Annotated in this window: 26 protein-coding genes; 12 read left to right on the top strand and 14 right to left on the bottom strand. The window is 42.3% G+C overall.

The features are described from left to right. The first annotated feature begins 11 nt into the window (after positions 1-11). Positions 12-1,391, top strand: a complete 1,380-nt coding sequence (locus N6H18_RS06215; protein ID WP_262310976.1) for an undecaprenyl-phosphate glucose phosphotransferase — start codon at positions 12-14, stop codon at positions 1,389-1,391. A 7-nt stretch (positions 1,392-1,398) separates the two neighbouring features. Here the strand turns inward: N6H18_RS06215 and N6H18_RS06210 are convergent, their stop codons facing one another. Beyond that, positions 1,399-4,380 (bottom strand): DNA polymerase III subunit alpha, encoded by a 2,982-nt coding sequence (locus N6H18_RS06210; RefSeq protein WP_262310975.1) that lies wholly within the window; start codon positions 4,378-4,380, stop codon positions 1,399-1,401. 23 nt (positions 4,381-4,403) lie between these two features. Further along, positions 4,404-5,621, bottom strand: coding sequence for a DNA polymerase IV (gene dinB / locus N6H18_RS06205; RefSeq protein WP_262310974.1), 1,218 nt, complete (start codon positions 5,619-5,621; stop codon positions 4,404-4,406). A 238-nt stretch (positions 5,622-5,859) separates the two neighbouring features. Here dinB and pheS point away from each other — a divergent pair, with 238 nt between their 5' ends. Further along, positions 5,860-6,885 carry a phenylalanine--tRNA ligase subunit alpha gene (pheS, locus tag N6H18_RS06200; RefSeq protein ID WP_262310973.1) on the top strand — a complete coding sequence of 342 codons (1,026 nt, stop codon included), beginning with the start codon at positions 5,860-5,862 and terminating at the stop codon, positions 6,883-6,885. A 12-nt stretch (positions 6,886-6,897) separates the two neighbouring features. On the opposite strand, the gene N6H18_RS06195 is transcribed toward pheS, so the two are convergent. Together N6H18_RS06195 and N6H18_RS06190 are read right to left on the bottom strand one after the other, a co-directional pair. Beyond that, positions 6,898-7,323 carry a hypothetical protein gene (locus N6H18_RS06195; RefSeq protein ID WP_262310972.1) on the bottom strand — a complete coding sequence of 142 codons (426 nt, stop codon included), beginning with the start codon at positions 7,321-7,323 and terminating at the stop codon, positions 6,898-6,900. 40 nt (positions 7,324-7,363) lie between these two features. Then, complete coding sequence (locus N6H18_RS06190) at positions 7,364-8,482, bottom strand: glycoside hydrolase family 3 protein (RefSeq protein WP_262310971.1); 1,119 nt, start codon at positions 8,480-8,482, stop codon at positions 7,364-7,366. Positions 8,483-8,604: 122 nt separating this feature from the next. On the opposite strand from N6H18_RS06190, the gene dxs reads away from it, so the two are divergent. From dxs to N6H18_RS06170, 4 genes are read left to right on the top strand one after another with little or no spacing between them, the layout of a single operon-like run. Next, positions 8,605-10,521, top strand: a complete 1,917-nt coding sequence (gene dxs / locus N6H18_RS06185) for a 1-deoxy-D-xylulose-5-phosphate synthase (protein WP_262310970.1) — start codon at positions 8,605-8,607, stop codon at positions 10,519-10,521. 4 nt (positions 10,522-10,525) lie between these two features. Further along, positions 10,526-11,290: an alpha/beta fold hydrolase gene (locus N6H18_RS06180; RefSeq protein ID WP_262310969.1), complete on the top strand. Its 765-nt coding sequence runs from the start codon at positions 10,526-10,528 to the stop codon at positions 11,288-11,290. A 50-nt stretch (positions 11,291-11,340) separates the two neighbouring features. Continuing rightward, positions 11,341-12,813, top strand: coding sequence for an MltF family protein (locus N6H18_RS06175; RefSeq protein WP_262310968.1), 1,473 nt, complete (start codon positions 11,341-11,343; stop codon positions 12,811-12,813). Positions 12,814-12,868: 55 nt separating this feature from the next. After that, positions 12,869-13,312, top strand: coding sequence for a hypothetical protein (locus tag N6H18_RS06170; protein ID WP_262310967.1), 444 nt, complete (start codon positions 12,869-12,871; stop codon positions 13,310-13,312). Here the strand turns inward: N6H18_RS06170 and N6H18_RS06165 are convergent. Continuing rightward, positions 13,295-13,558: a hypothetical protein gene (locus N6H18_RS06165; protein WP_262310966.1), complete on the bottom strand. Its 264-nt coding sequence runs from the start codon at positions 13,556-13,558 to the stop codon at positions 13,295-13,297. The genes N6H18_RS06170 and N6H18_RS06165 overlap by 18 nt on opposite strands. 151 nt (positions 13,559-13,709) lie before the next feature. Beyond that, entirely contained in the window at positions 13,710-14,546 is an 837-nt protein-coding gene (locus N6H18_RS06160; protein WP_262310965.1) for an alpha/beta hydrolase, read from the bottom strand. 77 nt (positions 14,547-14,623) lie between these two features. Between N6H18_RS06160 and N6H18_RS06155 the strand changes: the two genes are divergently transcribed. Both N6H18_RS06155 and N6H18_RS06150 read left to right on the top strand, forming a co-directional pair. After that, a complete protein-coding gene (locus N6H18_RS06155) occupies positions 14,624-15,517 on the top strand; it encodes an MBL fold metallo-hydrolase (RefSeq protein WP_262310964.1) in 894 nt (297 codons plus the stop codon). 1 nt (position 15,518) lies between these two features. Then, a complete protein-coding gene (locus N6H18_RS06150) occupies positions 15,519-16,244 on the top strand; it encodes a 3'-5' exonuclease (RefSeq protein WP_262310963.1) in 726 nt (241 codons plus the stop codon). Here N6H18_RS06150 and N6H18_RS06145 read toward each other — a convergent pair. Continuing rightward, entirely contained in the window at positions 16,241-16,681 is a 441-nt protein-coding gene (locus N6H18_RS06145) for a hypothetical protein (protein WP_262310962.1), read from the bottom strand. The two genes, N6H18_RS06150 and N6H18_RS06145, sit on opposite strands and share 4 nt — an antisense overlap. Before the next feature lie 125 nt (positions 16,682-16,806). On the opposite strand from N6H18_RS06145, the gene rnr reads away from it, so the two are divergent. The 4 genes from rnr to N6H18_RS06125 are packed head-to-tail and all read left to right on the top strand — an operon-like array spanning position 16,807 to position 20,895. Continuing rightward, positions 16,807-18,987 carry a ribonuclease R gene (gene rnr, locus N6H18_RS06140; RefSeq protein ID WP_262310961.1) on the top strand — a complete coding sequence of 727 codons (2,181 nt, stop codon included), beginning with the start codon at positions 16,807-16,809 and terminating at the stop codon, positions 18,985-18,987. Next, positions 18,980-19,957, top strand: a complete 978-nt coding sequence (locus tag N6H18_RS06135) for a polyprenyl synthetase family protein (RefSeq protein ID WP_262310960.1) — start codon at positions 18,980-18,982, stop codon at positions 19,955-19,957. The genes rnr and N6H18_RS06135 overlap by 8 nt, the downstream gene beginning before the upstream one ends. A 1-nt stretch (position 19,958) precedes the next feature. Beyond that, entirely contained in the window at positions 19,959-20,261 is a 303-nt protein-coding gene (locus tag N6H18_RS06130) for a DUF1330 domain-containing protein (RefSeq protein ID WP_262310959.1), read from the top strand. A gap of 10 nt (positions 20,262-20,271) precedes the next feature. Continuing rightward, a complete protein-coding gene (locus N6H18_RS06125) occupies positions 20,272-20,895 on the top strand; it encodes a rhomboid family intramembrane serine protease (RefSeq protein WP_262310958.1) in 624 nt (207 codons plus the stop codon). Here the strand turns inward: N6H18_RS06125 and N6H18_RS06120 are convergent. The 7 genes from N6H18_RS06120 to N6H18_RS06090 all read right to left on the bottom strand — a co-directional run bounded on the left by N6H18_RS06120 (position 20,888) and on the right by N6H18_RS06090 (position 26,037). Continuing rightward, the gene (locus N6H18_RS06120; protein WP_262310957.1) at positions 20,888-21,571 is read right to left on the bottom strand and encodes a DUF1571 domain-containing protein; all 684 of its coding nucleotides are present in this window, start codon (positions 21,569-21,571) and stop codon (positions 20,888-20,890) included. The two genes, N6H18_RS06125 and N6H18_RS06120, sit on opposite strands and share 8 nt — an antisense overlap. 31 nt (positions 21,572-21,602) lie before the next feature. Beyond that, on the bottom strand, positions 21,603-21,740 hold the full coding sequence (locus N6H18_RS06115) for a hypothetical protein (protein WP_262310956.1): 138 nt from the start codon (positions 21,738-21,740) through the stop codon (positions 21,603-21,605). A gap of 102 nt (positions 21,741-21,842) precedes the next feature. Then, positions 21,843-23,651, bottom strand: coding sequence for a sensor histidine kinase (locus N6H18_RS06110; protein ID WP_262310955.1), 1,809 nt, complete (start codon positions 23,649-23,651; stop codon positions 21,843-21,845). Then, positions 23,648-24,253: a response regulator transcription factor gene (locus N6H18_RS06105; protein ID WP_262310954.1), complete on the bottom strand. Its 606-nt coding sequence runs from the start codon at positions 24,251-24,253 to the stop codon at positions 23,648-23,650. Before N6H18_RS06105 ends, N6H18_RS06110 begins: the two co-directional genes overlap by 4 nt. 421 nt (positions 24,254-24,674) lie before the next feature. Next, complete coding sequence (locus N6H18_RS06100; RefSeq protein WP_262310953.1) at positions 24,675-25,178, bottom strand: MFS transporter; 504 nt, start codon at positions 25,176-25,178, stop codon at positions 24,675-24,677. After that, positions 25,102-25,836, bottom strand: coding sequence for an MFS transporter (locus N6H18_RS06095; protein ID WP_262310952.1), 735 nt, complete (start codon positions 25,834-25,836; stop codon positions 25,102-25,104). Before N6H18_RS06095 ends, N6H18_RS06100 begins: the two co-directional genes overlap by 77 nt. Further along, positions 25,837-26,037 (bottom strand): hypothetical protein, encoded by a 201-nt coding sequence (locus N6H18_RS06090; RefSeq protein WP_262310951.1) that lies wholly within the window; start codon positions 26,035-26,037, stop codon positions 25,837-25,839. Positions 26,038-26,158: the final 121 nt, after the last annotated feature.

Genomic DNA, 26,158 nt, shown 5'->3' with positions numbered 1-26,158 from the left:
CTTGTTTAGACATGCAATCGAAAAGGTTCTCTAAGTTTTTTCCAGCCATATTCCTTTTCATAGACTTGATGTTTTTGAACATTGGGTTTGTAGTGGCTAATTATGTTCGCTTTGACACCTTTTGGTTTCAAGGTGATCGTTATCCCTTTTTATTTGCATTTCTCAATGTTGCTTGGGTTGTTATCTTTATTGTAACCAAGCTAGACAAAGTTGACCGTGAGAAGAGTATTGTAGATTATATTTCTCAGATTCTCTTAGCTCTTACCATTAATTTGGCGGTAGTCTTTGCCATGTGGGCTTCAACAAGAGCCTACTTCTATTCCAGAGAACATCTATTTTATACATATCTAATCTTTTCTGTATTTGTTATTGGTTGGAGAGTTGGTTTTATCAACATTCTTAGATTTTACAGAAAGAAGGGATACAACGTACGCAACGTAGCAATTATTGGTTATGGTCCAATAGGTAGGAGTTTGAAGCGTCATTTTTTAGAGCATCCTGAGATTGGGTATGTGTTCAAAGGCTTCTTTGATCACAAGTCAGACCATCCGTCTGTGACGGGCGCTGTAGAAGACATAGAAGAGTTTTCAGTGTCAAACAATATTGATGTGATTTTTTGCTGCCTTCCCAAACTGTATGATGAGGATGTCAAACGGTTGGTAGATTTTGCTGAAAATAATTTGATAAAGATCAAACTGCTTTCTGATTTTAGCAAAGTATCCAACAGAGATCTTCAGATTCAACGATATGGTAACATCCCTGTGTTAGATGTAGGGCATATCCCATTGGATAGGATGTACAATAGAGTCTTAAAAAGACTATTTGATATTGTCTTCTCTTCGCTAGTGATGATTTTTCTACTCTCTTGGTTGGTACCTATTATTGGTTTGCTGATCAAATGGGAGTCTTCAGGGCCTGTGTTCTTTATTCAGAATCGCCATGGTAGAGGCAACAAGTATTTTCCTTGTTGGAAGTTTAGAACGATGGTGGTGAACAAAGATTCGGATCTGAAGCAAGCTACAAAGAATGATGCACGTATCACCAGAATTGGTGGAATTCTCCGGAAAACAAGTCTGGACGAGCTTCCGCAGTTCATCAATGTGTTTCTTGGCAATATGTCTGTGGTGGGTCCAAGACCACACCCAATCAAATTGAATGAAGAGTTTTCTCCAAAGATAGATCGTTTCATCCAGCGCCATGCGGTGAAGCCAGGAGTGACTGGCTTGGCACAAGCCAAAGGTTACAGAGGTGAGACAGCTAGGTTTAGCGAGATGTATGGCCGTGTCAAATTGGATAGATTTTATGTCAAAAACTGGAGTCTTTGGTTTGATGTGAAAATCATCGTTTTGACAGTTTATTCTATTATTTTCGAGACGGACAAGGCATATTAAATCTAGCCTACTCATGCAAAGTGAGTATTTCATCCTCTTCTTTTACATCTTCCATATTGATATAATTGCTGCGGATCATTTGTGTGATCTCTAAAGTGTAGAATCCAAATTCTTCTACCACTTTTCCGGTGAGTTCATAGAGTCCGTGGCCTCTAAATGGGTAGGTTCTGGCTACAGAAGGAAAATGCACGGTGTCTATAAAACGCCCTTTCTCATCTAGGAAAGTCCCGAAATGCATGCGATCACCTTTATTCGTAGAAGTCCTTTTGACAGTAACGAGATAGCCAAGCATAGTGACAATCTTGTCCTTGTAAGTTTCGATTTCTTCCGCATATATTATTGGATCAACGGGCCTGGCTTTGATCAATTCAAAGGGGCTTTTTAGGGTGAAGTGAAGTATTTCTAATTCGTCAAAGGAGTCTTCTCGTTGATCATAATCTAACGAAGGGAGCTGAATGGGTTTGTTGGACGGAGGAAAAACTGGAAGGGAGTAAACAGGTTTTTGTTGTTTGTTGAGTAGAAAATGAGCCTTCCAAAGCAATTTTTTCTTGTTGATCTCTATGTCTCGAAAGACGCCTAGTCGAATCAATATTTTGACTTGCTCAATTCCAAGAGCTACTTCGTTGATAAATTGTTCCAGACTGTTGAACCGTGCCAGGGTCTTTCTCTTTTGTAAAATTAATTCGGTAGAATGATGGTCTAATTCATGGATGATGTGGAAACCCAAATAGATATGTGTGCCACTGATAGTTGTGAAGATCTGAGAACGATTGATGCAAGGAGCTTCTATATTAGCCCCCTGCATTCTAGCCTCGTGGATGTAGAGTTGACGGCTATAAAAGCCGCCACCATTGTTGATGACAGCAACCATGTATTCCAGTGGGTAATGCGCCTTGAGATAAAGACTTTGGTAGCTTTCTATCGCATAGGATGCTGAGTGTCCTTTCGCAAAGGCGTATCCTGCAAAACTTTCCACTTGTCTCCATACATCAGCAGTCAATTCTTCACCATGTCCTTTTTGTATACAGTTGACAAAGAACTTTTGTTTTACTTGTTGGAACTCTGTACGAGAGCGGAATTTGCCTGACATTCCTCTACGTAGCAAGTCTGCCTCTCCCAGACTCAGACCTGCAAAATAATGTGCAACTTTGATTACATCTTCCTGATACACCATCACCCCATACGTCTCAGGCATGAGGCTAAGCAATGTAGGGTGAGCTTCAGCTCTTTTTTCTGGGAGGCGAAACCTGAGAATATATTGTCGCATCATCCCTGACTTGGCGACCCCAGGACGTATGATTGAGCTAGCAGCTACTAGGCCCAGATAATTGTCGGCTTTTAGTTTTTTGAGAAGCATCCGCATCGCGGGAGACTCTACATAAAAGCACCCGATGGCATTACCATTTCGTAGCAAGTCTTTTACTTTTTCGTCCTCAAAAAACCGTTTGGTATCGTGGATATCAATGCTATCGTCCTCTGGGTGATTTTCTTGAATGATACTGAGGGCATCTTTGATTTTTTCCAGTCCACGCTGACTCAGTATATCAAACTTGTATAAGCCCGCATCTTCTGCTACGACCATGTCAAAATGTGTAATTGGAAAACCTTTGGGAGGCAAGCTAGTGGCTGTATAGTAGTGAATGGGTTTTTCGGAGATGATGATCCCGCTGGCATGTACACTGAGGTGACTCGGGATTTCATCCATTTTGGTGGCATATTTTATAATCAGATTGGTAAGAGGCTCACTCCTGTCGTAATGTCCCTCTGCGATTTTGTCAATTTCATGTGTAGGCAAACCGAAAACTTTGCCCAGCTCACGTGTGACTGCCTTGAATTTGAAAGTATGGTAGGTGGCAACTAGACAGACTCTTTCATATCCAAATTTTTCAAAAATGTATCGAGTAATATCATTACGGTCTCTCCAAGAGAAATCAATGTCAAAATCTGGTGGGTTAGTTCTGTATAGATTGATAAAACGCTCAAAATACAGATCCAATTCGATGGGATCTACATCTGTGATGCGGAGTAGATAGGCGACTATGCTATTGGCACCACTGCCTCGCCCCACATAAAAGTATCCTTTGCTCCGAGCATACTTGAGAATATCCCAATTGACGAGAAAGTATGAGACGAAATCTTTCTTCTTAATGATGTCCAGCTCAAGCGCAAGTCTTCTGTAAATTTTAATATTAGGGTATTGGTAACGATAGGGCATTCCTTCTAGACATAATCGCCTGAGGTGCTGTCTGTCTTCTTGTGTGGAAGGGTTGTATGCGTGGATATTTTTGTGTGGATAACCATTGCCAAACTCAAAGGAGATGTTGCAGTGGTTGACGAGATCAATGGTGTTGTCAATGATGGAAGGATAGTCTTTGAATGTTTGGAGTAATTCACCTTCCTTACACAATTGATGATGCAAATCTCCTTCTTCTGTTTTTGGGAGCTTACTCAGCAGCATGTTGTTGTCAATGGCTCGAAGTAGTCGGTGGATGTTGAAGTCTAGTTGATGACGAAAGGACGCAGTCTGCATGATTACCATTTTGTGTTGCAGGTCTTTTGATTTTGAAAAAGGGATTTTCAAAATGTCAGTCGTCGAGATGCCAATGTATTCGTTTTCTTTTAGAACGTATGATTTTTGAGTGTAAAAGGGATAAATGACAAAGATGTTTTGGAAGTCAGGGGCTGTTTCTGGAATTTCCTTTTTCTGATGGAGAAAATGAGAGAGGTAAGAGTTAATTTCTTGAAACCCTTCATTGTTTTTAGCAATGGACACAAATTGCTGCTGGATACCATTCCTAAAATCTACACCAATCAAAGGTCTAATGCCGTACTCTGCGGCCAGTTTGACAAATTGCAAGCAGCCAGAGGTACCGTTAATGTCAGTCAGGGTGACTGTAGCAATACCTAGACGCTGAGCTTCTTGCAGCAAGGCTCTTGGTGACATCACACCATATCTAAAGCTGAAAAATGAATGTGTGTTTAGGAACATTTTTAAATACTCAATACATATTATTAATTTCTGCGATTGGGCAAAAGTGGTGGTGGCTCGCCCGAGAAGGGATTGAAACGGCTGATAGTTTTGGTATCGATTCCAGCTGCTCTCATGACTTTTCTGTCTCCATGCTTGTCACGAATCGCATCCAATGCTTGGTAGAGGCGAATCATTTCTTCTGTGTCCTCAAATAAGTTGATTTGATAATTTCCCTCTGCCAATTGGCTAAAGCGGACGCCAATCAACCTTACCAACAACCTCTTGTTGTACAGTTTGTCAAACAATTCTATCACTTTGGGAATTAAGATGTGATCGGCAGAAGTATGTGAAATTTTGCACTGCAGTGTATAGGTGTTGAAATCCGAATAGCGAACCTTGACACTGATACAAGAAGTCAGCTTTTGTCCCTTTCGCAATTGAAAAGCTAGGTTCTCGGCCATGGCGAGGATAATGTTTTTGAGCTTATGAATGTCGGTGGTGTCTTTTTCGAAAGTCCTTTCTGTGGAGATGGATTTCCGTTCTTGATAGGGGATTACAGGCGACTTGTCAATTCCCTGTGCCTTTTGCCACATCTTAGTTCCGTTTTGCCCAAAGGCACTTTCTACCAGTTCAAGAGGCATATCTTGTAGGTGCTTGACATAGCGAATGCCCAATTGACGGAGAGAGTGGTAGGTTTTTTCTCCGATCATCGGAATCTTCTTGATTGATAGCGGTGCTAAAAAGGGTTTTTCCATCCCATAGTCTATTTTCATTTGGTTGTTGGGTTTGGCTTCTCCAGTAGCGATCTTAGATACGGTTTTGTTTTCGGATAGACCAAATGATATGGGCAGCCAGGTTTCTTTGATGATCCGTTGACGCAGTTCGGATGCCAATTTCATACAGCCAAAAAATTGATCCATGCCAGTCAAATCTATATAGAACTCATCGATGGATGATTTCTCAAATACGGGGACAGACTCCTTGATGATATCTGTGACATCCTTGGATTTTTGACTATAGGTGCTGGCGTTGCCTTTGATGATCACGGCTTCTGGACAGAGCTGTCTAGCAAGCTTCATAGGCATGGCAGAGTGTACTCCACATGTCCTAGCCTCATAGCTGCAAGCTGCTACGACCCCTCTGTCAGAGGTGCCGCCAATCAGCACAGGTTTGTTGTTGAGCCTTCGATCTAGCAGCCGCTCACAGGAGACAAAAAAGGTGTCTAGATCCATGTGTACGATGGACTTTTGGTATGCCATAAAAGTAAATTGAGAGAACAAAAATACTATAATATTTAGCAAATACTAAAATAAATAGTTGTAAGAAATGATGAACTTTTGATTTTGTCACGAGAAGACAAATCCGACTAGAGGAAAGTATCAGCTAGTGAGATGGAGTTCTTGGTTTTCCTATCCGAATGAAGCCTTTGAGGTTTATACCACAAAAGTTCCTTTTTAAAGTCGCTCATGGTAAATTCGCACATTCAAGTCGAATGATATGTTTGAGAAAGTAGAGGAATACAAAGCGATGATCCAAGCGGCAGAAGTGAAAGCTGCGGAAGAATTGGAACAGTTTAGAATGAAATTCATCAGTAAGAAGAGTGTCGTCACTGAGCTTTTCAATGATTTCAAAAATGTTCCCAACGAACAAAAGAAGGCTTTTGGGCAGGCTTTGAATGAGTTGAAAGACTTGGCGCAGGAGAAATTCCAAGCTTTGGCTGATGCGCTCAGCGACCAGTCGTCTACTACGGCAGATATCGGGTTGGACATGACCTTGCCCAACGTGCCAGGAGAGACAGGATCGATTCATCCACTGACTATCACTACCAACAAGATCATCGAGATCTTCGAGCGAATGGGGTTCAATGTAGAAAGAGGTCCTGAGATAGAAGAAGACTTTTACAACTTTACGGCGCTCAACTTCCCTGAAAATCATCCTGCAAGAGAGATGCAGGATACATTTTTTATCGAAAAAAATCCAGACAAGGTATTAAGAACACATACCTCCAATGTTCAGATTAGATTGATGGAAGGTCAAAAGCCTCCATTCAGATCGATCATGCCTGGTCGTGTGTTTAGAAACGAAGCAATTTCTGCGAGAGCACATTGCTTTTTTCATCAAGTGGAAGGACTGTATGTCAATAAGAATGTAGGATTCAAAGACCTCAAGGATACGGTGTATCATTTTGTGAAGGAGCTGTTTGGCCCTGAAACCAAAATTAGATTCAGACCTTCCTATTTCCCATTCACAGAACCAAGTGCCGAGATAGACATCAGCTGCTTCATCTGCCATGGCAAGGGATGCAATGTCTGTAAACATACCAATTGGGTGGAGATCGGAGGATCAGGCATGGTCGACCCGAATGTCTTGGCTAATTGTGGAATCGATCCAGAAGAATACACTGGCTTTGCCTTTGGGATGGGAATCGAGCGTATCACGATGTTGAAATATCAAATCAATGACTTGCGTCTATTCTCAGAAAATGACGTGAGATTCTTGAATCAGTTCAAGGGGACTTTTTAGTACAGAAGAAGCCTAGAGTTTTTTCATTTCTACTCTCAATCTGCAACCTGTGGTTTCGTTATTCAACTCGATAGTCAAATCATCGAACCCTGAATCTACCACGGGTACGTCATAGCACTCTCCACCTATTGGACAAAGAATGATTTTGTTACTTTCTAGCTCATAGGTGCCTGATTGACCTCCATCTATCGTGCTACCAATGGCCACATTGAGTCCATAGAAATTGTTGGCTTCCAAATTGAGTTCAATACATGAAGATGTCGCAGTAGTAGGACAGTTGACTGGACCATTGTTACTTTCCAAATCACAATTGGATCTTTCTACCCCATCCTGTACAGCACGCCAACGACCCATTTGTGCACGGTTGTCAGAGTCGTCCCCACAAGCCACAGCAAAAGGAATCAAGAATGCAAGCAATAAATTTTTTATGATCTTCATATTTTCAATAATTAGTTGGTTTGAAAGCTTCAAAGTTAAATTACAATTTGCTTTTCATCCGCATGATTCTGTCATAGGATTCTCGAATTCTTTGTTCGGAGATTTGTCCCCCCTCTACATATCCTTTGATGATTGCATGAATCTCCTTGGCTGTTCTCTTCTCATTGCCAGGTACGTTGTTGGCAAACATCAGGACATCTACACCTGCCAAAATCGACAGTTTGATAGATTCTTCAAATCCATAGTTACTAGAAATCGCGTGCATCTGCATATCATCAGAAAAAACTACCCCATTATATCCCAAAAAACCTCTTAGTACATCATTCACAATGTAGGGAGACAAAGTCGCAGGCAAACCATTGGCATCCATGTGCTTGTTGACAATATGTGCTGTCATGATCGCATCTACCATACCAGAGTCCAGCATGGCTTTGTAGGGCAAAAGCTCACTAAACTGCCAATAATTGGTCACATCAGCAACGCCAAGATGTGAATCAGCATGCGAACTGCCATGACCAGGAAAATGCTTCAATACTGTCATGACTTGATTCTCTCGATGGACTCTGACTACCTCACTGGCATGCTTGACAACTTGTGAAGCATCTGCAGAATAACTACGTCCAATTTTTGCGATCACGGGATTATCAGCATAGATGGCTACATCCACATCAGGAGCATAATTCAAGTTGAACCCAAGCGCGTGCAAGATAGAAGCCGTTTGATTGGCATAGTAGGCTGTTGTGTCGAGTTTATCCACTTTTCCCAAGTACTCCGCAGTCTTGGTGGCTGGAAAGCCATATTTGGTTTTCAATCGGTTGACTTTTCCTCCTTCTTCATCTATACTAACGAAAAGTGGAATATTGGCAGCCCCTTTCATCATCTCGATGCTTCGTTTCATTTGTTCAGCAGGGCTATTTCTGTTGATATTTTTTTCAAAGAAAATCACACCACCTACTCTACCTGCCTTGATATCATCCAAGATCGGATCACTTTCTCTCATATAGGATTGATCTCCAATACCCGTGATGATCATTTGTCCAATCATCACATCCAACGTCACATCGTTGGTCAAAGGAGTGGCACGCTGAAAAGCGTGAGCTTGTAAATTGATGCACAAGCAGATAAGCATAATAGAAGACAATACCTTATACATAGACATGAGAATAATTGAAGTTGTAAATTAAATAACTATTTCTGTTTATTTTTGCTACCCCAAAACCGAAGACTGCATTTTGAGACTCAATTTTGGAGCTTTAGTTTTATAACCTTACATTTAATGCCATGCAGATAGAGCCGGGTAAGTTGTTGGCAGGAGTAAATTCTCCTGATGACATGAAAAACTTAGATGCCCTACAACTAGTACAACTATCCTCCGAATTGAGACAATACATCATTGATGTGGTTTCAGTTTATGGCGGGCATTTTGGTGCGAGCCTGGGTGTAGTAGAACTCACTGTAGCCCTTCACCACGTTTTTAATACCCCTTCGGATCAGCTGATCTGGGACGTAGGGCATCAGGCGTATGGCCACAAAATACTTACTGGCCGTAGAGACAATTTTCATACCAACAGAGTTTATGATGGTTTGTCGGGATTTCCGAAAAGAAAAGAAAGCGAATACGATGCATTTGGCGTAGGTCACTCATCTACTTCTATCTCTGCTGCGCTAGGCATGGCTGAAGCCTCCAAATACAAACAAGAAACAGACAAACACCATATTGCAGTCATCGGTGACGGTGCCTTGACAGGAGGGATGGCCTTCGAGGCGATGAACCATGCGGGTGTTTCCAACTCCAACCTCCTCATCATCCTCAATGACAACTGCATGTCGATTGATCCCAATGTCGGTGCATTGAGAGATTACCTTACAGATATCACTACCTCTCACACCTACAACAAGGTACGTGACGAGGCGTGGAAAGTGCTGGGAAAAATCAGTAAGTTTGGCCCAAATGCCAGAGAAATAGTTTCAAACTTCGAAAGCAGCATCAAATCCTTTCTCCTTAAGCAAAGCAATCTCTTTGAGTCGCTCAATCTTAGATATTTTGGTCCAATAGATGGCCATGATGTGAATCATATGGTCAGCGTACTCAAGGATTTGAAAGACATCAAGGGACCAAAAATATTGCATGTGCTCACCAAAAAGGGCAAAGGATTCTCTCTAGCAGAAGAGGATCAGACCAAATGGCATGCACCTGGCACCTTTGACAAGCTCACAGGTGAGATATACAAAAAAGTCTACGAAACTCCCCAACCACCCAAATACCAAGATGTATTTGGGCATACACTGGTAGAACTGGCCGAGGCGAATGACAAAATTATGGGTGTCACTCCAGCGATGCCTTCTGGCTCCTCACTCAACATCATGATGAAAGCCATGCCAGATCGATCCTACGATGTAGGGATCGCGGAGCAACACGCGGTTACTTTCTCAGCTGGACTAGCTACCCAAGGATTGGTTCCGTTTTGCAACATCTACTCGACCTTCATGCAGCGTGCCTATGATCAGGTGATCCATGATGTTGCCATCCAAAACCTACATGTGGTTTTCTGTCTAGATCGGGCAGGATTTGCTGGTGCGGATGGCCCTACTCACCATGGATGCTATGACATTGCATTCTTTAGATGCATCCCTAATCTTGTGGTGTCATCACCGATGAACGAGCAGGAACTAAGAAACCTGATGTATACGGCTCAACTTCCCGAAAACGCTGGACCATTTTCGATCCGCTACCCACGAGGAAATGGCGTCATGCCTGATTGGAAAAAGGACTTTGAGAAAATACAAATAGGCCAAGGACGTAAAATCAAAGACGGTGAAGAACTGGCATATTTGACGATAGGGCCTGTGGGTAACTATGCCACCGAAGCAAGCACACGACTTGAAAAAGAAGGCTTATCTGTAGGACACTATGACATGCGCTTTGTCAAACCACTGGATGAAAAAATGCTTCATGAGGTCTTTCAAAAATACAAGTATATAGTGACAGTAGAAGATGGTTCGATTCAAGGTGGTTTTGGCTCAGCAATCTTGGAATTCATGGCGGACAATGACTATCAATCCAAAGTCGTGAGACTTGGTATCCCAGACGAAATCATAGAGCATGGCACACAACTAGAGTTGCAGAGAGACTGTGGTTTCGATCCAGAAGGTTTGTATCGCACTGCCAAAAAATTATTGCAACTTACTCCTGCCTAGTCTGATGAACATTCAAATCTCTGGAAAAGGAAAAACCATTGTATTTCTTCACGGTTACTGTGAATCACTGGACATATGGAAGGCATTTGACACCACGCTGCATACAGAGTATCAAATCGTACTCATCGACTTGCCAGGTCATGGACAATCTCCTTTACTAACCAAGGATTTCAGCATAGATGATATAGCTGATCAAGTTCAGCAAGAGTTGAAGGATCATGGTATCAGTGAGTATTTTGTGATCGGACATTCCTTAGGTGGCTATATTTCACTCGCACTGGCTGAGTTGTATCCAGAGAGCTTGTTAGGGCTCGGGTTATTTTCATCCTCCACATTTGCGGATGATGAGGACAAAAAGAAGGTAAGAGACAAAGTCAAGGCATACATCTTAGAACATGGTGTTGCCAGTTTTATGGACTCATTTATCTCTGGACTCTTTGCTCCTGAAAACAGATCACGTCTGTCTGATGAGATAGAAGAAATGAGAATATCAGCTTCTAAAACACCTCCAGACAGTGTAATTGGCTATGCCATGGCTATGAAAAACAGACCAGATCGAACTGCAGTTTTGGCCAAATCTGAAAAGCCTGTTTTTGTGATTGCGGGAGAAAGAGACATGGCTGTGAAACTAGAAACGTCCCAGCAAATGATAGATTTGATCCGCCGTGGTGAGGCCCTCGTACTCAAAGGAGCTGCACACAATGGCTACCTCGAAAGCAAAAATGAGAGCATCAGTTTTATCAAATCATTTTTAAATCAGTATATTTAGAAGTCCACCCAGTTAATTAGTCCCTAATTATCTAAACTTCTGACTGATTTATGAGAACCTATTCTCTATTTATTTCTATTCTGGGAGTACTTCTATGTACTTGTCAAAGTCCCAATCATGAGGATGTCGACTTAGAAATCCAAACATTGGAACTGGAAGAGGCTATCGAACTGGATTTGGACGAAATCAAAGAAAGAGGCTATCTCACTGCCATCATAGACAACAGCACGACAGGCATGTTTCTCTACCGTGGAGAACCCATGGGCTATGAGTATGAACTCATCTCTTTGTTTGCCGAGTCCATTGGGGTAGAGCTCCGTCTCAATATCACCAAAAACATAGCTGAAAGCTTCCAAAAACTAAATAGCGGAGAGGGAGACATCATTGCGCGAAATCTCACCGTCACCTCAGGACGCAAAAGACACATTGCCTTTTCAGAGCCGCACCATCAAGTCAGACAAATGCTCGTACAACGCAAGCCTGACAACTGGAGAGACATGAAGCTTCATGAAATAGAAGCACAACTCATTCGAAACCCAGCTGACCTCAAAGAAAAAAAGATAATCGTCCGATCCAATTCCTCCTATATCTCTAGACTCAAAAACCTGTCAGATGAGATCGGTGGCACCATCCTCGTAGAGCAAGAAGATGAAGAAACGGAAACAGACGCCATTATTGAAATGGTAGCAGATGGCAGCATAGATTACACAGTGGCAGATGAGGATATTGCTCAGATCAATGCCCGATATCATTCCATACTGGATGTGGAAACCGCTATCAGTTTCCCTCAGGACATCGCATGGGGAGTGAGAAAAAACGCACCCAAATTGCTAAAAACCGTGAATGAATGGATCATGGGGATGAAAAAAACCAATGATTATTATGCGATCTATGACAAATATTTCCGCAACTACAACGTGAGTAAAAAGATCATCCATAGCGAATACTTTTCGCTGGACGGGGAAAAAATATCCCCCTATGACAGCCTGATCAAAAAATATGCAAAAAAGATCAACTGGGACTGGAGGTTGCTGGCAGCACAAATATCCAAAGAGTCTCGTTTTGATCCAATGGCCAAATCATGGGTAGGTGCTAGAGGACTCATGCAAGTCATGCCACGTACGGCAGGTTCATACCATGTGACCAATCTTTATAACCCCAAACAAAACCTCAAAGTCGGTACCGATCATATACTCTGGTTGGAGAAAAAGTGGCAACATCTGCCTGATTCCGAAAAGGTCAAATTCACGCTGGGCTCTTACAATGTAGGAGATGGACACGTCCGTGATGCGGTCAAGCTTGCAAAAAAATATGGTGCCGACACATCCGTCTGGGACGACAATGTTGCCAAATATTTGGTGCTCAAATCCAAAAGAAAATATTACGAAGATCCAGTTGTTGCCTTTGGGTATTGTCGTGGCACTGAGCCTGTGGAGTATGTCTCGGATATTTTGTATCGGTTTGACAGGTACCTCCAAATGATGCCACTGGATAGTACAATTTCTCTGAGTATAAATGAGTGATAGTAGTCGGATTGCTCCTTATTTTCACTAATTTGAATCCAAAGTATTGATCCCCATGGACGAACAAATACATCAGCTCTACCTAGAGTACATCAAAAGCAGGAAAATAATCATCCCCGAGGATCAGTTTGTCTACCTCACCAAATTGTATCCTGCGCTACTCGTATGCATGAGTGATGGTGTGCTGGACACGGAGGAGTGGGATGGAATCATCATGGCCACCAGAGGGCTGGCAGCAGAATTTGTCAAGTCGCCCTCAGATGACAGGGACATGATCGCGCTGTCTTTCAGAACGGAAATCCGCTATCTGCTCGACAACATGGACAAGTGGAAAAAGAAATTTCTCAATGCGCTGCATCACAGCATCAAAGACAACGAATTGGAGCAGGAGTTTGTACTAGAAACCATGTACTTGTTTGCTAATATTGCTGGAGGTATCTCTGACGAAGAGGAGGATGCGATATTGAGTCTCGCTCGACGATTAGAAATCCGTATCTAAGCCCATTTGGGGTAACTTGATCTGATCCAGATAAAACCTCAACCTACTGGACTGATAATCCAAAGGAACAATTTTGGTGATCTGGACGTCCTTGTGATTGATGAAAACCTCAAAGTAATTTCCATTCAACAAGAACAGGTTGATCTTGTACTGATAGTAGCGAATATCAGCCACAAAACTAGCATGCTCATATAGATGCTGAATTTTATCTTCTAAAGACATATTCATAAACTTCAGTTTTGCCATAACCCCATGATTAGATGCTAGATTACTAGGCATTAGATTATAGATACTTCGTATTGAAGAATATGAACACAACTGCTAGTTCTCAATTTCTGCGAAATACATTCTAACCTTTTGATCTATTAATCTGAATTTCTCAACGCAAATTAAGTTACTAAAAATCAAGAAAATCTTTCAGGTTTCTATCGAAAATCACGTCATACTGCTCTTGTAAGATTTCGTTGAGGTGATTGTGGTATTCTGCAAAACGTGGCAAATCATTGTGTCGTCCTCCATGTATCGGGATCAGCCTGATAGTGAGCGGCGCTTCCAACCTCAACCTCACACTGGACCGATAGGGAATCAATCGGTCTTTAGTACCATGAATGATATAAATCGGACATCGGACATATTTGATCCAAATATCGGTGCGTATGTGATACTTCAGCAAAATAGACAGTGGCAAAAAGAAAAACCAACGAGAAGTAAGCTGCGACAGACTATAATATGGCGCATCTAAAATCAACATTTTGGGTTGATTCTTGGAGGCCAACTTGGTAGCAAAACCTGAACCCATCGAGCGACCATAGACGATGATCTGCTTCTCTGGAAACCACTCTCTCACCTCGTTGTAGATGTATTGACTGTCCTTGTAGATTGACTTTTCGGCACGCTTGCCCGTACTCTTTCCAAAACCACGGTAGTCAATAATCAACACTTCAAAATCGTTGCGAGTAAAATCCTTCGCGTATTTGCTCCATCCTTTGATACTTCGGGTATTGCCGTGAAAGTAAAGCACTATACCCTTAGGGCTTTTGACAGTGAACCGCAGGCCATTGATTTTCACTCCTTCTTCAATATCAAAAAAATATTCTTTGAACGGCTCCTCATAGCTGAATTCGAAGTTTTCAGGGAGCTTTTCGGGATGAAACATGAAATAGTCCTGCACAAAATATACCACCACACAAAGCAGTACATAGCTAATCAACCCGATCAAAATATAGGATTCCATCGTACTCTAAAATAGTCAATTCCCCTCCATTATTTCCATACAATAGCTAACTTGAAGTACAAATACCTAAAATCAGTATGTCCCTTATCAACATCATCGATCTAGAGTTCAAAAACTTACAACACGCCATCGCATCCTACCTGATAGAAAGCACTGACGGACCCATCCTCATCGAAACTGGCCCTCACTCTACTTTCCCGGTTCTCAAACAGGCCATTGAAAATCACGGTTTCAAAATCGAAGACATTCAGCATGTACTCCTCACACATATCCATCTGGATCATGCTGGTGCTGCCTGGGCCTTTGCAGATCATGGTGCCAACATATACGTCCATCCCTTTGGTGCTAGGAATCTGGAAGATCCCTCACGACTGATGGCTTCTGCCAGGCAGATTTATCAAGATCAAATGGACAGTCTTTGGGGAGAAATGAAACCGATTCGCAGAGAGCAACTCATAGAGACAGGACACAACGAAATCCTCAAAATCGGAGGGTTAGAAATCAAGAGTCTGCATACACCTGGTCATGCAAAACACCACATCGCCTGGCAAGTTGAAGACAACCTATTCACTGGAGATGTAGCGGGAGTCAAAATCGGTAATGGTCCTGTACAGCCACCTTGTCCTCCGCCTGATATCCAAATCGAGGATTGGCTAGAGTCAATCGCTCTGATCCGTGCACAAAAAGCCAAAAGACTGTATCTCACACATTTTGGCTACATAGAAGACATTGATGTGCATTTGGATCAATTGACACAGATGTTAGAAACTTGGTCGATTTTTGTCTATGATAAGTGGCAAGAGGGGTTGAGTAATGAAGAAATAATCCCAATGTTTCAAACATTTACCAGTACACAACTCAAAGATACTGGTCTAAATGCACTCCAAATAGAGCAATATGAAGCTGCCAATCCCTCATGGATGAGTGTTGCAGGATTGGTCAGGTACTGGACTAAAAAAACACAAAGCTGATATGAACACACTTACCAACCTCAACCACCTAATTTTTATAGACATTGAAACTGCCTCTGCGGTTCAAGATTTTGGTGACTTGGATGAAAAATTCCAAGAACTATGGATCAAGAAAGCTGATCAACTGAACCGTGAAGAAGAATACGATCCACAAGAATTTTACTTTGAGCGCGCGGGGATTTATGCTGAATTTGGCAAAATCATCTGCATCTCGGTAGGGATGCTGCACTATGACATGGATCGTCAACTCCAACTCAGAGTAAAGGCACTCGCTTCGGGCGATGAGAAAGAACTCCTCCAATCCTTTATCGATCTTTTCAGACAACTAGATCAAAGTAAAATCCAGCTCTGCGCTCACAACGGCAAAGAATTTGATTTCCCTTACATTTCCAGAAGAATGCTCATCAACCAACTGACTTTACCTCCCTACTTGGAGCTATCCGGCAAAAAACCTTGGGAAGTACAGCACTTAGATACGATGCAGATGTGGAAATTTGGTGATTGGAAAAACTACACCTCTCTTGAGCTCTTGACACAGGTATTTGGCATTCCCTCACCCAAAGGAGACATAGATGGCAGTGATGTCAACCGTGTGTACTACGAAGAACAAGACCTAACACGTATCGCCCACTATTGCAACCAAGACGTGATCGCCACTATACAGGTATTTCTAAAAATGAAGGGACTGGATATGGTCGATGAAGATAATATTAGTATTGTCAGCTAGAAACTATAAGCCAGTCTCAACCCATGAGCATCCTCCATCTTGAAGTAAGACACATCTAGGTTTTCGAATTTACGCATATACGATTTCTCCTTGTAATTGCCGATGATGGAGAGCACTGTGCCTCCGATGATGAGAGGTACTCCGACATATACCGTACCCAAAATCGCATAAGCTGCGCTGACATCATCCGTTGTATAAGTTCCTGTATAAGGATCTTCGTACCAATCCGCCCGAGCAATCACGACGATGCTGACAATCGTCACTGCACCTCCGACTCCCAGCATCGTAAATCCAGTTCTCTTGAGTTTGCCAAACTGTGCTACTTTATTAGCGGCATATTGTTTGGCGGGGTCTATGGTCACCTCCTTGTATTGGCTATATGTGGGCAACTGCATGCACAGTAGCATGAAAGAACATAGAATGATGATTTTTTTCATGATCGGTATTATTGAGTATTCAAAAATAGAAACAAATATTCAATATGACATTCCTGCAAATAATTAAAGCATTGTGTGGCAAGCTGATTAGATTTACCTAGAAATCTACACTCACCATTGTCCCTATGGCCCAAAAAAAGAAGAACAGTCGCAGAAAAGAATCCACAGCTAAACCGGCCAACCTCAATACCCTCAAAAGATCTATTCAGGAGTTGTTTCAGGAAAATGCTGGAGCAAGTCTTTCGGTCAAACAAATATTCGCCAAAGCAGGCATCCGTGACAAAAACAGCAAAAGAGAAACGGTCAGCTATCTCTTAGAACTAGAGCACGAGGGAATTCTCCGACAACTCAGAAATGGCCATTTCATGACTGCCGAATCGAGTTTGCCTACATCTGGATTGATTGGCAAAGTCGATCACGTCAACCAGCGCTTTGCCTATGTCATCTTGCAAGACAACTCTGATGAAGAAAAAAATGACATCTGGGTCAAAACAGATGACCTAATGAACGCCATCGACGGTGATATCGTAGAGGTCAAACTGAAAAAAAACTCCCGGGGCAACAAACCCGAAGGAAAAGTAGTACGCCTAGTTGAGCGTAGCAAAAAAGAATTTGTAGGAAAAATAGAAATCTTCCCAAAATACGCTTTCGTCGTACCAGACAACCGAAAAATCCATGTTGATATTTTTGTCTATCCCGAAAAAATAGGAGACGCCAAGACCAATGACAAAGTCATCGTCAAGATCAAAGAATGGCACGGAGGCAAAGCAAAAAATCCAGTCGGGCAAGTAACCAAAATACTGGGGCCTGCAGGAGAAAATGAGGCTGAAATTCACTCCATCATGGCTGAGTTTGATTTGCCGTTTGAGTTTCCCAAGCATGTCGAGCAAGCAGCTGAAGCAATTGATATTACGATTACCCAAGAGGAAATCAAGAAAAGAAAAGATTTCAGAGAGATCACTACTTTCACCATTGACCCAGAAGATGCCAAAGATTTTGACGATGCGATTTCCATCCAAAAACTAAAAAATGGCAACTACGAAATCGGTGTACACATCGCCGATGTCTCTCACTACGTGGAACCAGGCAGCATTCTCGACGAGGAAGCTATCAACAGAGCAACCTCTGTCTATTTGGTGGATCGGACGATACCCATGCTTCCAGAAAAACTCTCCAATGGCGTTTGCTCACTGAGACCCAATGAAGAAAAATTGACCTTCTCAGCGGTATTTGAGATTGATGAGGATGCCAAAGTCAAGAAATCTTGGTTTGGTCGTACGATCATCTACTCTGACAGACGATTTACCTATGAAGAAGCACAAGAGCGCATCGAAACAAAAGAAGGAGACTTCCAAGAGGAAATCAATATTCTCAATGGTCTGGCCAAGAAATTGAAAGTCAAACGCTTCAAAAATGGAGCGATCAACTTTGAAACCGTGGAGGTAAAATTCAAGTTGGACGAAAACGGAAAACCATTGGGCATCATCCCAAAAGTCAGAAAAGACGCCCACAAACTGGTGGAGGAATTCATGCTCCTCGCCAACAAATCTGTAGCACAGTATGTCTACAAATTGGATCAAGGCAACGATACCTTTGTGTACCGTGTCCATGACAGCCCGGATCCAGAAAGGCTCGACAGCTTTACCAAATTTGCCGTAAAATTCGGACACCGCGTCACCGGCATCAACAGCGATGTAGCCAAGGCACTAAACCAACTCATGGAAGACATACAAGGCAAGCCTGAGCAGAACGTCCTGGAATCACTGGCGATTCGCTCTATGTCCAAAGCCGCCTATGTCACTGATCCCAAAGGACACTTTGGTTTGGCATTTGACCACTACACGCATTTTACCTCCCCAATCAGGAGGTATCCCGATGTGATGGTCCACAGACTCATGCAGCACTACCTCCTCAACAAAAAATCGCCTAAAAAAGATGAATATGTCGAGCTATGTAAGCACTCTTCGGAGCGAGAAAAACGTGCCGCAGATGCAGAAAGAGCATCGATCAAATTCAAACAAGTAGAGTACATGCAGTCTGTTGAGGACAAAGCATTTGATGGGGTGATAGCAGGTGTCACTGAGTTTGGCATATTTGTAGAAATCACCGAAACCAAATGCGAGGGCATGGTCAGGGCATCCTCAATGACAGACGACTTCTACGAATTTGACGAAAAGAACTATTGCATGATTGGCAAACGCAACAAAAGAGTATTTACTTTGGGCGATCGTGTGATTGTGAGGGTAGTCGGTACCGATATCAATCGACGTACCATTGACTTAGAGTTTGTTGATTTAGATGACTGAAGAAATAAAAGCTTTTCAAAAGAAGCTGAACGAGGCTATATCAAAAATAGATTTTGATAGGCACCCCAACGAATTGTACGCACCACTGGCCTATACCCTAGACCTAGGAGGCAAAAGAATGCGACCCATATTGGCCATCATGGCCTATTTGATCAAAAAAAAGGATTGGGAAAAAATAATCTTGCCAGCGCTATCCATAGAGCTTTTCCACAATTTTACGCTCATCCATGACGACATCATGGACGAGGCTCCTCTGAGAAGAGGCCGTGAGACCGTGTACAAAAAGTGGAACAAAGACATCGCCATCCTATCTGGCGATGCGCTGATGATCTTGTCCTATGACCTCTTACTAGAGGCCGATTATGAGGACGTCAAGTATCTGATCAAACTCTTCAATCAATGTGCGATCGAAGTTTGCGAAGGACAGCAGTTAGACATGAACTTTGAAAACCTACCCACAGTGTCCGAAGAAGAATACATCCACATGATCAAGCTGAAAACAGCGGTTCTATTGGGCTACTCTTTGGAACTAGGAGGCTTGCTGGCCGGAATGACCAAAGAAGAAGCCATACATTTGAGGGAATTTGGCATCAACATTGGCATTGGTTTTCAGCTCAAAGACGACATCCTAGATGTCTATGGCGATGCAGACAAGTTTGGCAAACAGGTCGGTGGAGACATCATCTCCAACAAGAAGACCTTCCTCCTGCTCAATGCAATCGCACATGCAGACGGAGAGACATTCGACAAACTACAGCGTTGGATCAACAAAGAGGATTTCGATCCAGCTCAAAAAGTAGAAGCCATCAAAGACATCTATGAGCAATTGAATATCAAATCCATCGCGGAGACGAAAATGAATGAATATTTTGATCTAGGATTCAAACAACTAGAAGACTTGGATACGCCAGCATTCAACTTGGACCCTCTGAAGACCTTTACCCACGCTTTGATCCAACGTGACCATTGACATGATATACATCACACAACTCATCTATATCCAAGAGGGGCAAGAAGAAGTTTTTCATGAATTTGAATCCTTTGCCATTCCGTTGATGGAAAAATACAATGGCAAACTGATCCAGAGAATCCGTCCTGACCAGACAGCCTTCATTGCGGGCGAAGAGGAAAAACCCTACGAAATTCACATCGTGTCATTTGACTCTCAATCCGACTTTGACCAGTTCAAAATGGACGAGGATAGAAAAAAACTGATCCCGCTCAAAGAACAATCCGTCCGATCCATTTTCATGTTCCAAGGCACAAAAATATAAGCAAACAACTATGTCCATTACCCTCGTTCTCATCATCATCACGGTAGCTATCAGCTACTATTCGTTCCAAAATACCTCGATGCAATACAAGCTGATGATGAATCCCGTCAGAATAACTGAGGACAAACAATGGTATCGCTTGATCAGCTCAGGATTTGTCCACTCCAACTGGACACATCTGGGTTTCAACATGTTTACCTTCTTCTTTTTCGGGAGATTGGTGGAGCGCATCTTCATCGCCCTCAAGGGTGAGGCTGGGATTTTCTACTTTATCGGGTTTTATATCTTGGCAATCATTCTTTCGGATCTGCCGTCCCTGTTCAAGCACCGAGGCAATCCACGATACAACTCGCTAGGTGCCTCTGGTGGCGTGTCCGCGATGGTCTTTAGCAGCATCCTCTTCTTCCCGACCAACGACATCTGTTTGTATGGCTTTATTTGTATTCCGGGATTTATCCTAGGGGTGCTCTACCTGATCTATTCCTACATGAAAGGCAAAAACATGTCCGACAATGTCAACCATGACGCCCATATCTATGGTGCTATCTTCGGTCTGGTGTTTAGTGTGATCATGGAGCCAGGTGTACTACAGAGCTTTGTGGCAGAGATAGCGAATTGGAGACCTTTTAGTTGAAATGATAATCCTTGTAGGTATCCAAGAATTCTTTGTCTGAGAAAGTGGGGTTCAACACTACATTTCTAAACTCATACTTTTCGTACAGGCCTTGGTCATCATAGATGTCAATGCGTAGTGGAATTCTTCTATCCACGTCTATATAAAGTGCCATCTTAGCTGAGTATGCCGTGGGCAATTTGATAAAAGTCCCTGGCGTCAAATCGTCCAAATACAACTCTCTGTTTTTCTCTTTGATCATGTACTCACTCAAACGGTATTTTTTGGCAATACTAGAGATCGTCTCTCCTTTAGCCACAGGATAATTGACATAGCGGAAGGTGGGGTTCTGCATGATGATTAGGTCACAGGTATGTCCGTCCACTAGGGTGATACCATGATACTCCACGAGTTTTTCTAAGTCATTTTTGTACTTATAGAATAAGTATTCTACCACGGACACCACACCATCATAGCCCACATCCAGCAGGGTATAGTGTTGGTTTTTGGTCATGATGTCTCCACGAGGATCCAGCTTGACATTCATATAGGGAAAACCATTGGGATTGACCAAGGCTTTGGTTTCGTCTTCAGGATGAGGAAAAAGCACTTCCAGTCCATTGTTTGGGAAGTTTTCACGAAAATAAATGCGTTGTGGCTTCTTTTGCATTTTGATGAATGCAATGCTCTTCATCATTTTGCCTCTAATGCGCTCATGACGGACAAACTCATAAGACATCGTCCGTATATCCTGTGTAGATTTGAATACCTCTTCTGACTTTTTCGGTCACAGAGATTCTACGTGGATGGTCAAAGGAAGTAAGAAGTATTATGAGCGCAAATACCCAAATATGTGCTGCTTTCATGACTTATCGGAGTGTCTATTGTTCAATAGAAAAGGTTGGTCACTTACCTGATAGACAATGGATGCCTTGTGTACCCCCAAGGTAGTGATTCATTCTAAAAATTCAAATGGTTTGGGCTTCAATCAGTATGGTTGTCCCAGCTTGCATAGCTTCTACTTCCATCGTGCCATGTATGAGTGCTACGCGGTGTTTGATGTTGCTGAGGCCTTTGCCATCTTTACTGACAGATTGGTAATCAAAGCCAACCCCATTGTCTTCATAGATCAAACTAAAGGCTCCTTCTTCCAAACCGACCAATTGCAAATACATGCTAGTCGCATGGCTATGCTTGAGTCCATTTTGGATCAGCTCCTGACAGATACGATATATATGGGTGGCTTGCTCTTCACTCTTCACATCAGGAAACTGATAGACAAGCACTTGAGCGTCTAGTTTTTCACTCCTTGCCAGCTGAATGAGTTGTTTGATTTCATCAATCAACTCATTTTCCTTCATCCGTGGGGTCATCAGACCATGACTGAGATGACGCACCGACTCGATACTGTCATGGAGGAGTTTCTGAAGTCCTGTATTGTCAGGTTCTAAATTGTGCTTGATCATGGCCAAATTAGCCCCTATCATGTCATGGAGCTCTCTGCCCACTTTATTCCGTTCCTCTTCCTGGCTATTGACAATAGATAGCATCATCTCTCTTTGGTGATTTTTTTGTCTCAGTAGCAACAGTGATCTATCATCATATATCTGCAACGTCACTCTGCCCATGATAAACATAAAACTGAACATCTCTATAAATGAACCAACAAAGACGGACTGATATACAAATGGGTCATCCTGTACTAAATTCAGATTGGGTAGGATTACATCTAAAAAGGCAGAGAAAATGAATAGGCTATAGATGAAAATGAGTGGCTTGGCATTTTCATCCCCAAAGCGTACACATCGCACCAACATAACAGGCTGTAGTATAAAAACTATCATGCTACCTATCATGAAATAAAAATGCGTGTAATAGGTAAAAATAGAAAAACGTATGGCAGGAAAACAGTTGACAATCCACAAGAGGATCATCCCCATAATGATAAGAGTTATGACCTTCCAAATCCATGGGTTGCGACTTTTGACTGGTGTCAGCGTGTTAAGAAAAACAGGTAGCATAGTGTTGATCATGAGTGCTCCCGTATAATCCACCAGCGTACCCAAACCAATCGTATCTCTATCCATGAAAAGAAAAATGTCTCCTATGTGTGACCCTATAAATAAGGACAGCCCGACATTGAGTAAGAAATAATAAAGAAATAGTCTCTGTCGGATGAAGAAATATAATATCAACGAAATAAGTGAGGTAATGACAAATACCCCACGCCAAAACCAAACAAACTGAAGACTACTAGTGGTGACTTGGTTCATTTTGCTGACTGTCATCAAAAAGGAAGAAATACGCAAAGGTTTGTAAACGTGATCTGCTCTTACATAGATTTTTAGGGTATCATGAGCTGAAACATGAGCAGGCATCGGATAGCCCATATGGTGAATCGACTTGTCACGAAACGACCGCATCGTACCTGTCTCCCAGAGAACAACACCATCGGTCGTTGTCTGATAAATATCCAATTGATGGATGTGATGATAGGGAATGTAATAATATCCCGAGAAATCTGCTTCAGTATCATTGTAAATCTCGTATTTGAGCCAATGGATGGACAGATTGCTAGAAAAAGTGCCCGCTCCCTCTAGCTCTTGCCAATCCTCTTTGACAACCTCTTCAAACTTGAGATTGCCGTCGGTATCTTTGATATGATAGCCATATGGATTGAGGTTCAATTGTCCTTTGTTTGATATTACCTCACTCACTGTCTGACCAAAAGTAGGAAGTGAAAAAATTAAAAAAAGTGGGATCAAAAACTTCATCATCTGAGGTAGTGTTCCATATAATACTTGATGAGCTCTCCAGTATTGTTGACGCCCAATTTTCTATTGATGTTTCTTCTATGTGTTTTGATGGTGTTGACACTGACGAAGAGTTGGTTAGCTATCTCTTCATTGCTCTTCCCTTCTGTGACTTGGGTTATAATTTCTTCTTCCCTAGGGGACAACAGCTTATCCTTTTCATTCAATGAAGACAGGGTCTGCATCGCCTTCATTGAGTAATAGGATTGCCCATAGGTGACCGCACGGACAGCTTCTATGATGTTCTGATCTTCTTTCAGTAAATAACCTTCTATGCCCAACTCTTGACACTTGCGTAGTACCGACAGTTTGTTGTGCATCGAGATGACAAGAACAGGTAGAGAAGGTACTATCTGTCTCAGGTGTTGGAAGAGTTCGAATACATTTTCTTGGGGAATCTCAATGTCACTGATGAACAAATCAAAGATGGTGAAATCTAGCTTTGCCTGATACAAATCAGCCACAGTCTGATAGCAAACAATTTCACAGTCGTCAATTTTTTCACTCAGAATTTTGACCATGCCTGCCGCAAATAGCACATGATCATCCAGTATGATTATTTTCATTCTAACCCTAGTTTATACTTTCTCTCGGGGCATCTTCAAAACCAGAACATGCATTGGCATGTCTGGGAGTTTATGGACAAGGATCAAATCTTTGGTAATAATACAACTGACCATTTGTCAACAACTATTAAATCCTGAATTGCATAATTCAGGTTAAAAGACAGGTGATTCCAAAAATATCAAACCTACTCTAGTCTGACAATTAAATCTCCCTAAAATTACCTACTAATGAGTATTGACCCAGATTGACAAACAGATCAACTTTGCGCATCTTTTTTGAATCACTATCAAATGAAGAAAACAATAAAATTCGTACTGAGTTTGATTTTGTTTGTCTCTATCCTTTTAAGTTTTCGAATGTACGATCATACTCCTCAATCCAAAACACATGTAGTGAGGGCAAACTAAATGCTACAGGCCTTTATAAATTCGTTTTTCTTAATTTCTCTTGAGGATTGTTGGCCCAGATGGAAGCTATCGTCAACCCAAAAAAGAGCGCAAAACAACACCATCCTGCCCAATAATAATCACCAAAAAGAGACAGCGATTCGCTAAACAAAATCGGACCAATCGCACTACCAAACACCACAAAAGTAATGGCACGACCTGAGATCGCACCCAAATGTGTCTTGCCAAAAAATCTCGGCCATGTGACCGAAAGAATCACACTGTACAGTCCCATCATGATGCCATTGCCCAAAATCATCAGGCAAAACAGAATATCTACCGTACCCAACAGCCACACATCGAGAGACAATTGACCCAAATAGATCATCCCAATCAAAGCCAAACATGAACCTGTTCCCATCATGTAAAGCAAATATTTGAGTCGGATATAATCACTCCAACTACTCACAGCCAAGGTTACGGTGATGGCAATCACGGATGAGGGCAGATACGGCAGTTTCTCTGTCGTATCCCGCATGCTCAAACAACGAAACGATGTTGAAAGTCAAGCCTGTCCAATACAAAGCTTGCATTGCCAGCATCATAGAAAACACCCAAAAACCTATGGTTTTCTGTGCTTCTGACAGACTAAAGTCCTTTACGACTGGAAAACGGTTCGCTTTGCTCTGTGCAGATTCCACAAAGTCGCCATCAGGTCTGATTCCACTTTTTTCTGGATCATCACGAAAGAAAGTCAGGATGTAAAAGGGAAAAACCAAGCCAGTGATCACCGCCAAAATCATCCAAGCACCATTCCAATCATAGCGCTGAATCAAATACTCAAAAAAAACGGGTGCTGAGGCAAATGTCAAAGAGGTAGTCACATTGCTAAAACCCATCGCAAAACCACGACGCTTCTCAAACCACTTCATCATCATATTTCTAGACACCAGCGTCAAAGCCCCCTGTCCAGAAAATCTCAAAGTAAAAAAGCCAAAAAACATGATCAGAAAATTGACCACCATAGAGGTGGAATCTGCACCAATCACGGCCTGAATCCTGTCCACCTGACTGAGATATATCAACACAATCCCCAATCCAATGGTAGCCAACAAAGCAACTGGACGCGCTCCATATCTATCATACTGCCTTCCGACCCATGTCAGCATCGAGGCACTCAAAATCGTGCCACACATTTAGGCAAAGCTGAGTTGATTCCTGCTCATGCCCATCACATCCAGCAGGCTGTCAGTGAATGTAGATACACCCATCGTCTGACCAGGAATACTCATCGTGACACCTATGGTTCCACTGATGATGATCATCCAGCCGTAAAAAAACGGCCATTTCTTAGGATGAAATGGCCAATTGCCCAATTTGCTTGTATCTAGTAACATGGCTCTAAAGTAATGCTAAATATCATGATTCATGTGGTGGTTGAGCTAGATTAGTGGAAGCAGACGGTTGACCATGATTTGGAGACTTAACCAAACAGCCAGATTCCTATATCGACAAAAA

Origin of the sequence: Reichenbachiella agarivorans, assembly GCF_025502585.1 — a bacterium.
Taxonomy (GTDB): domain Bacteria; phylum Bacteroidota; class Bacteroidia; order Cytophagales; family Cyclobacteriaceae; genus Reichenbachiella; species Reichenbachiella agarivorans.
This window is presented reverse-complemented; position numbering and strand designations above follow the sequence as displayed.

Bases quoted from the DNA above. Each gene is read 5' to 3' on its own strand.
- N6H18_RS06215 (WP_262310976.1), top strand. From the start codon at position 12: ATGCAATCGAAAAGGTTCTCTAAGTTTTTTCCAGCCATATTCCTTTTC.
- N6H18_RS06210 (WP_262310975.1), bottom strand. From the start codon at position 4,380: ATGTTCCTAAACACACATTCATTTTTCAGCTTTAGATATGGTGTGATG.
- dinB (WP_262310974.1), bottom strand. From the start codon at position 5,621: ATGGCATACCAAAAGTCCATCGTACACATGGATCTAGACACCTTTTTT.
- pheS (WP_262310973.1), top strand. From the start codon at position 5,860: ATGTTTGAGAAAGTAGAGGAATACAAAGCGATGATCCAAGCGGCAGAA.
- N6H18_RS06195 (WP_262310972.1), bottom strand. From the start codon at position 7,323: ATGAAGATCATAAAAAATTTATTGCTTGCATTCTTGATTCCTTTTGCT.
- N6H18_RS06190 (WP_262310971.1), bottom strand. From the start codon at position 8,482: ATGTCTATGTATAAGGTATTGTCTTCTATTATGCTTATCTGCTTGTGC.
- dxs (WP_262310970.1), top strand. From the start codon at position 8,605: ATGCAGATAGAGCCGGGTAAGTTGTTGGCAGGAGTAAATTCTCCTGAT.
- N6H18_RS06180 (WP_262310969.1), top strand. From the start codon at position 10,526: ATGAACATTCAAATCTCTGGAAAAGGAAAAACCATTGTATTTCTTCAC.
- N6H18_RS06175 (WP_262310968.1), top strand. From the start codon at position 11,341: ATGAGAACCTATTCTCTATTTATTTCTATTCTGGGAGTACTTCTATGT.
- N6H18_RS06170 (WP_262310967.1), top strand. From the start codon at position 12,869: ATGGACGAACAAATACATCAGCTCTACCTAGAGTACATCAAAAGCAGG.
- N6H18_RS06165 (WP_262310966.1), bottom strand. From the start codon at position 13,558: ATGGCAAAACTGAAGTTTATGAATATGTCTTTAGAAGATAAAATTCAG.
- N6H18_RS06160 (WP_262310965.1), bottom strand. From the start codon at position 14,546: ATGGAATCCTATATTTTGATCGGGTTGATTAGCTATGTACTGCTTTGT.
- N6H18_RS06155 (WP_262310964.1), top strand. From the start codon at position 14,624: ATGTCCCTTATCAACATCATCGATCTAGAGTTCAAAAACTTACAACAC.
- N6H18_RS06150 (WP_262310963.1), top strand. From the start codon at position 15,519: ATGAACACACTTACCAACCTCAACCACCTAATTTTTATAGACATTGAA.
- N6H18_RS06145 (WP_262310962.1), bottom strand. From the start codon at position 16,681: ATGAAAAAAATCATCATTCTATGTTCTTTCATGCTACTGTGCATGCAG.
- rnr (WP_262310961.1), top strand. From the start codon at position 16,807: ATGGCCCAAAAAAAGAAGAACAGTCGCAGAAAAGAATCCACAGCTAAA.
- N6H18_RS06135 (WP_262310960.1), top strand. From the start codon at position 18,980: ATGACTGAAGAAATAAAAGCTTTTCAAAAGAAGCTGAACGAGGCTATA.
- N6H18_RS06130 (WP_262310959.1), top strand. From the start codon at position 19,959: ATGATATACATCACACAACTCATCTATATCCAAGAGGGGCAAGAAGAA.
- N6H18_RS06125 (WP_262310958.1), top strand. From the start codon at position 20,272: ATGTCCATTACCCTCGTTCTCATCATCATCACGGTAGCTATCAGCTAC.
- N6H18_RS06120 (WP_262310957.1), bottom strand. From the start codon at position 21,571: ATGATGAAGAGCATTGCATTCATCAAAATGCAAAAGAAGCCACAACGC.
- N6H18_RS06115 (WP_262310956.1), bottom strand. From the start codon at position 21,740: ATGAAAGCAGCACATATTTGGGTATTTGCGCTCATAATACTTCTTACT.
- N6H18_RS06110 (WP_262310955.1), bottom strand. From the start codon at position 23,651: ATGATGAAGTTTTTGATCCCACTTTTTTTAATTTTTTCACTTCCTACT.
- N6H18_RS06105 (WP_262310954.1), bottom strand. From the start codon at position 24,253: ATGAAAATAATCATACTGGATGATCATGTGCTATTTGCGGCAGGCATG.
- N6H18_RS06100 (WP_262310953.1), bottom strand. From the start codon at position 25,178: ATGCGGGATACGACAGAGAAACTGCCGTATCTGCCCTCATCCGTGATT.
- N6H18_RS06095 (WP_262310952.1), bottom strand. From the start codon at position 25,836: ATGTGTGGCACGATTTTGAGTGCCTCGATGCTGACATGGGTCGGAAGG.
- N6H18_RS06090 (WP_262310951.1), bottom strand. From the start codon at position 26,037: ATGTTACTAGATACAAGCAAATTGGGCAATTGGCCATTTCATCCTAAG.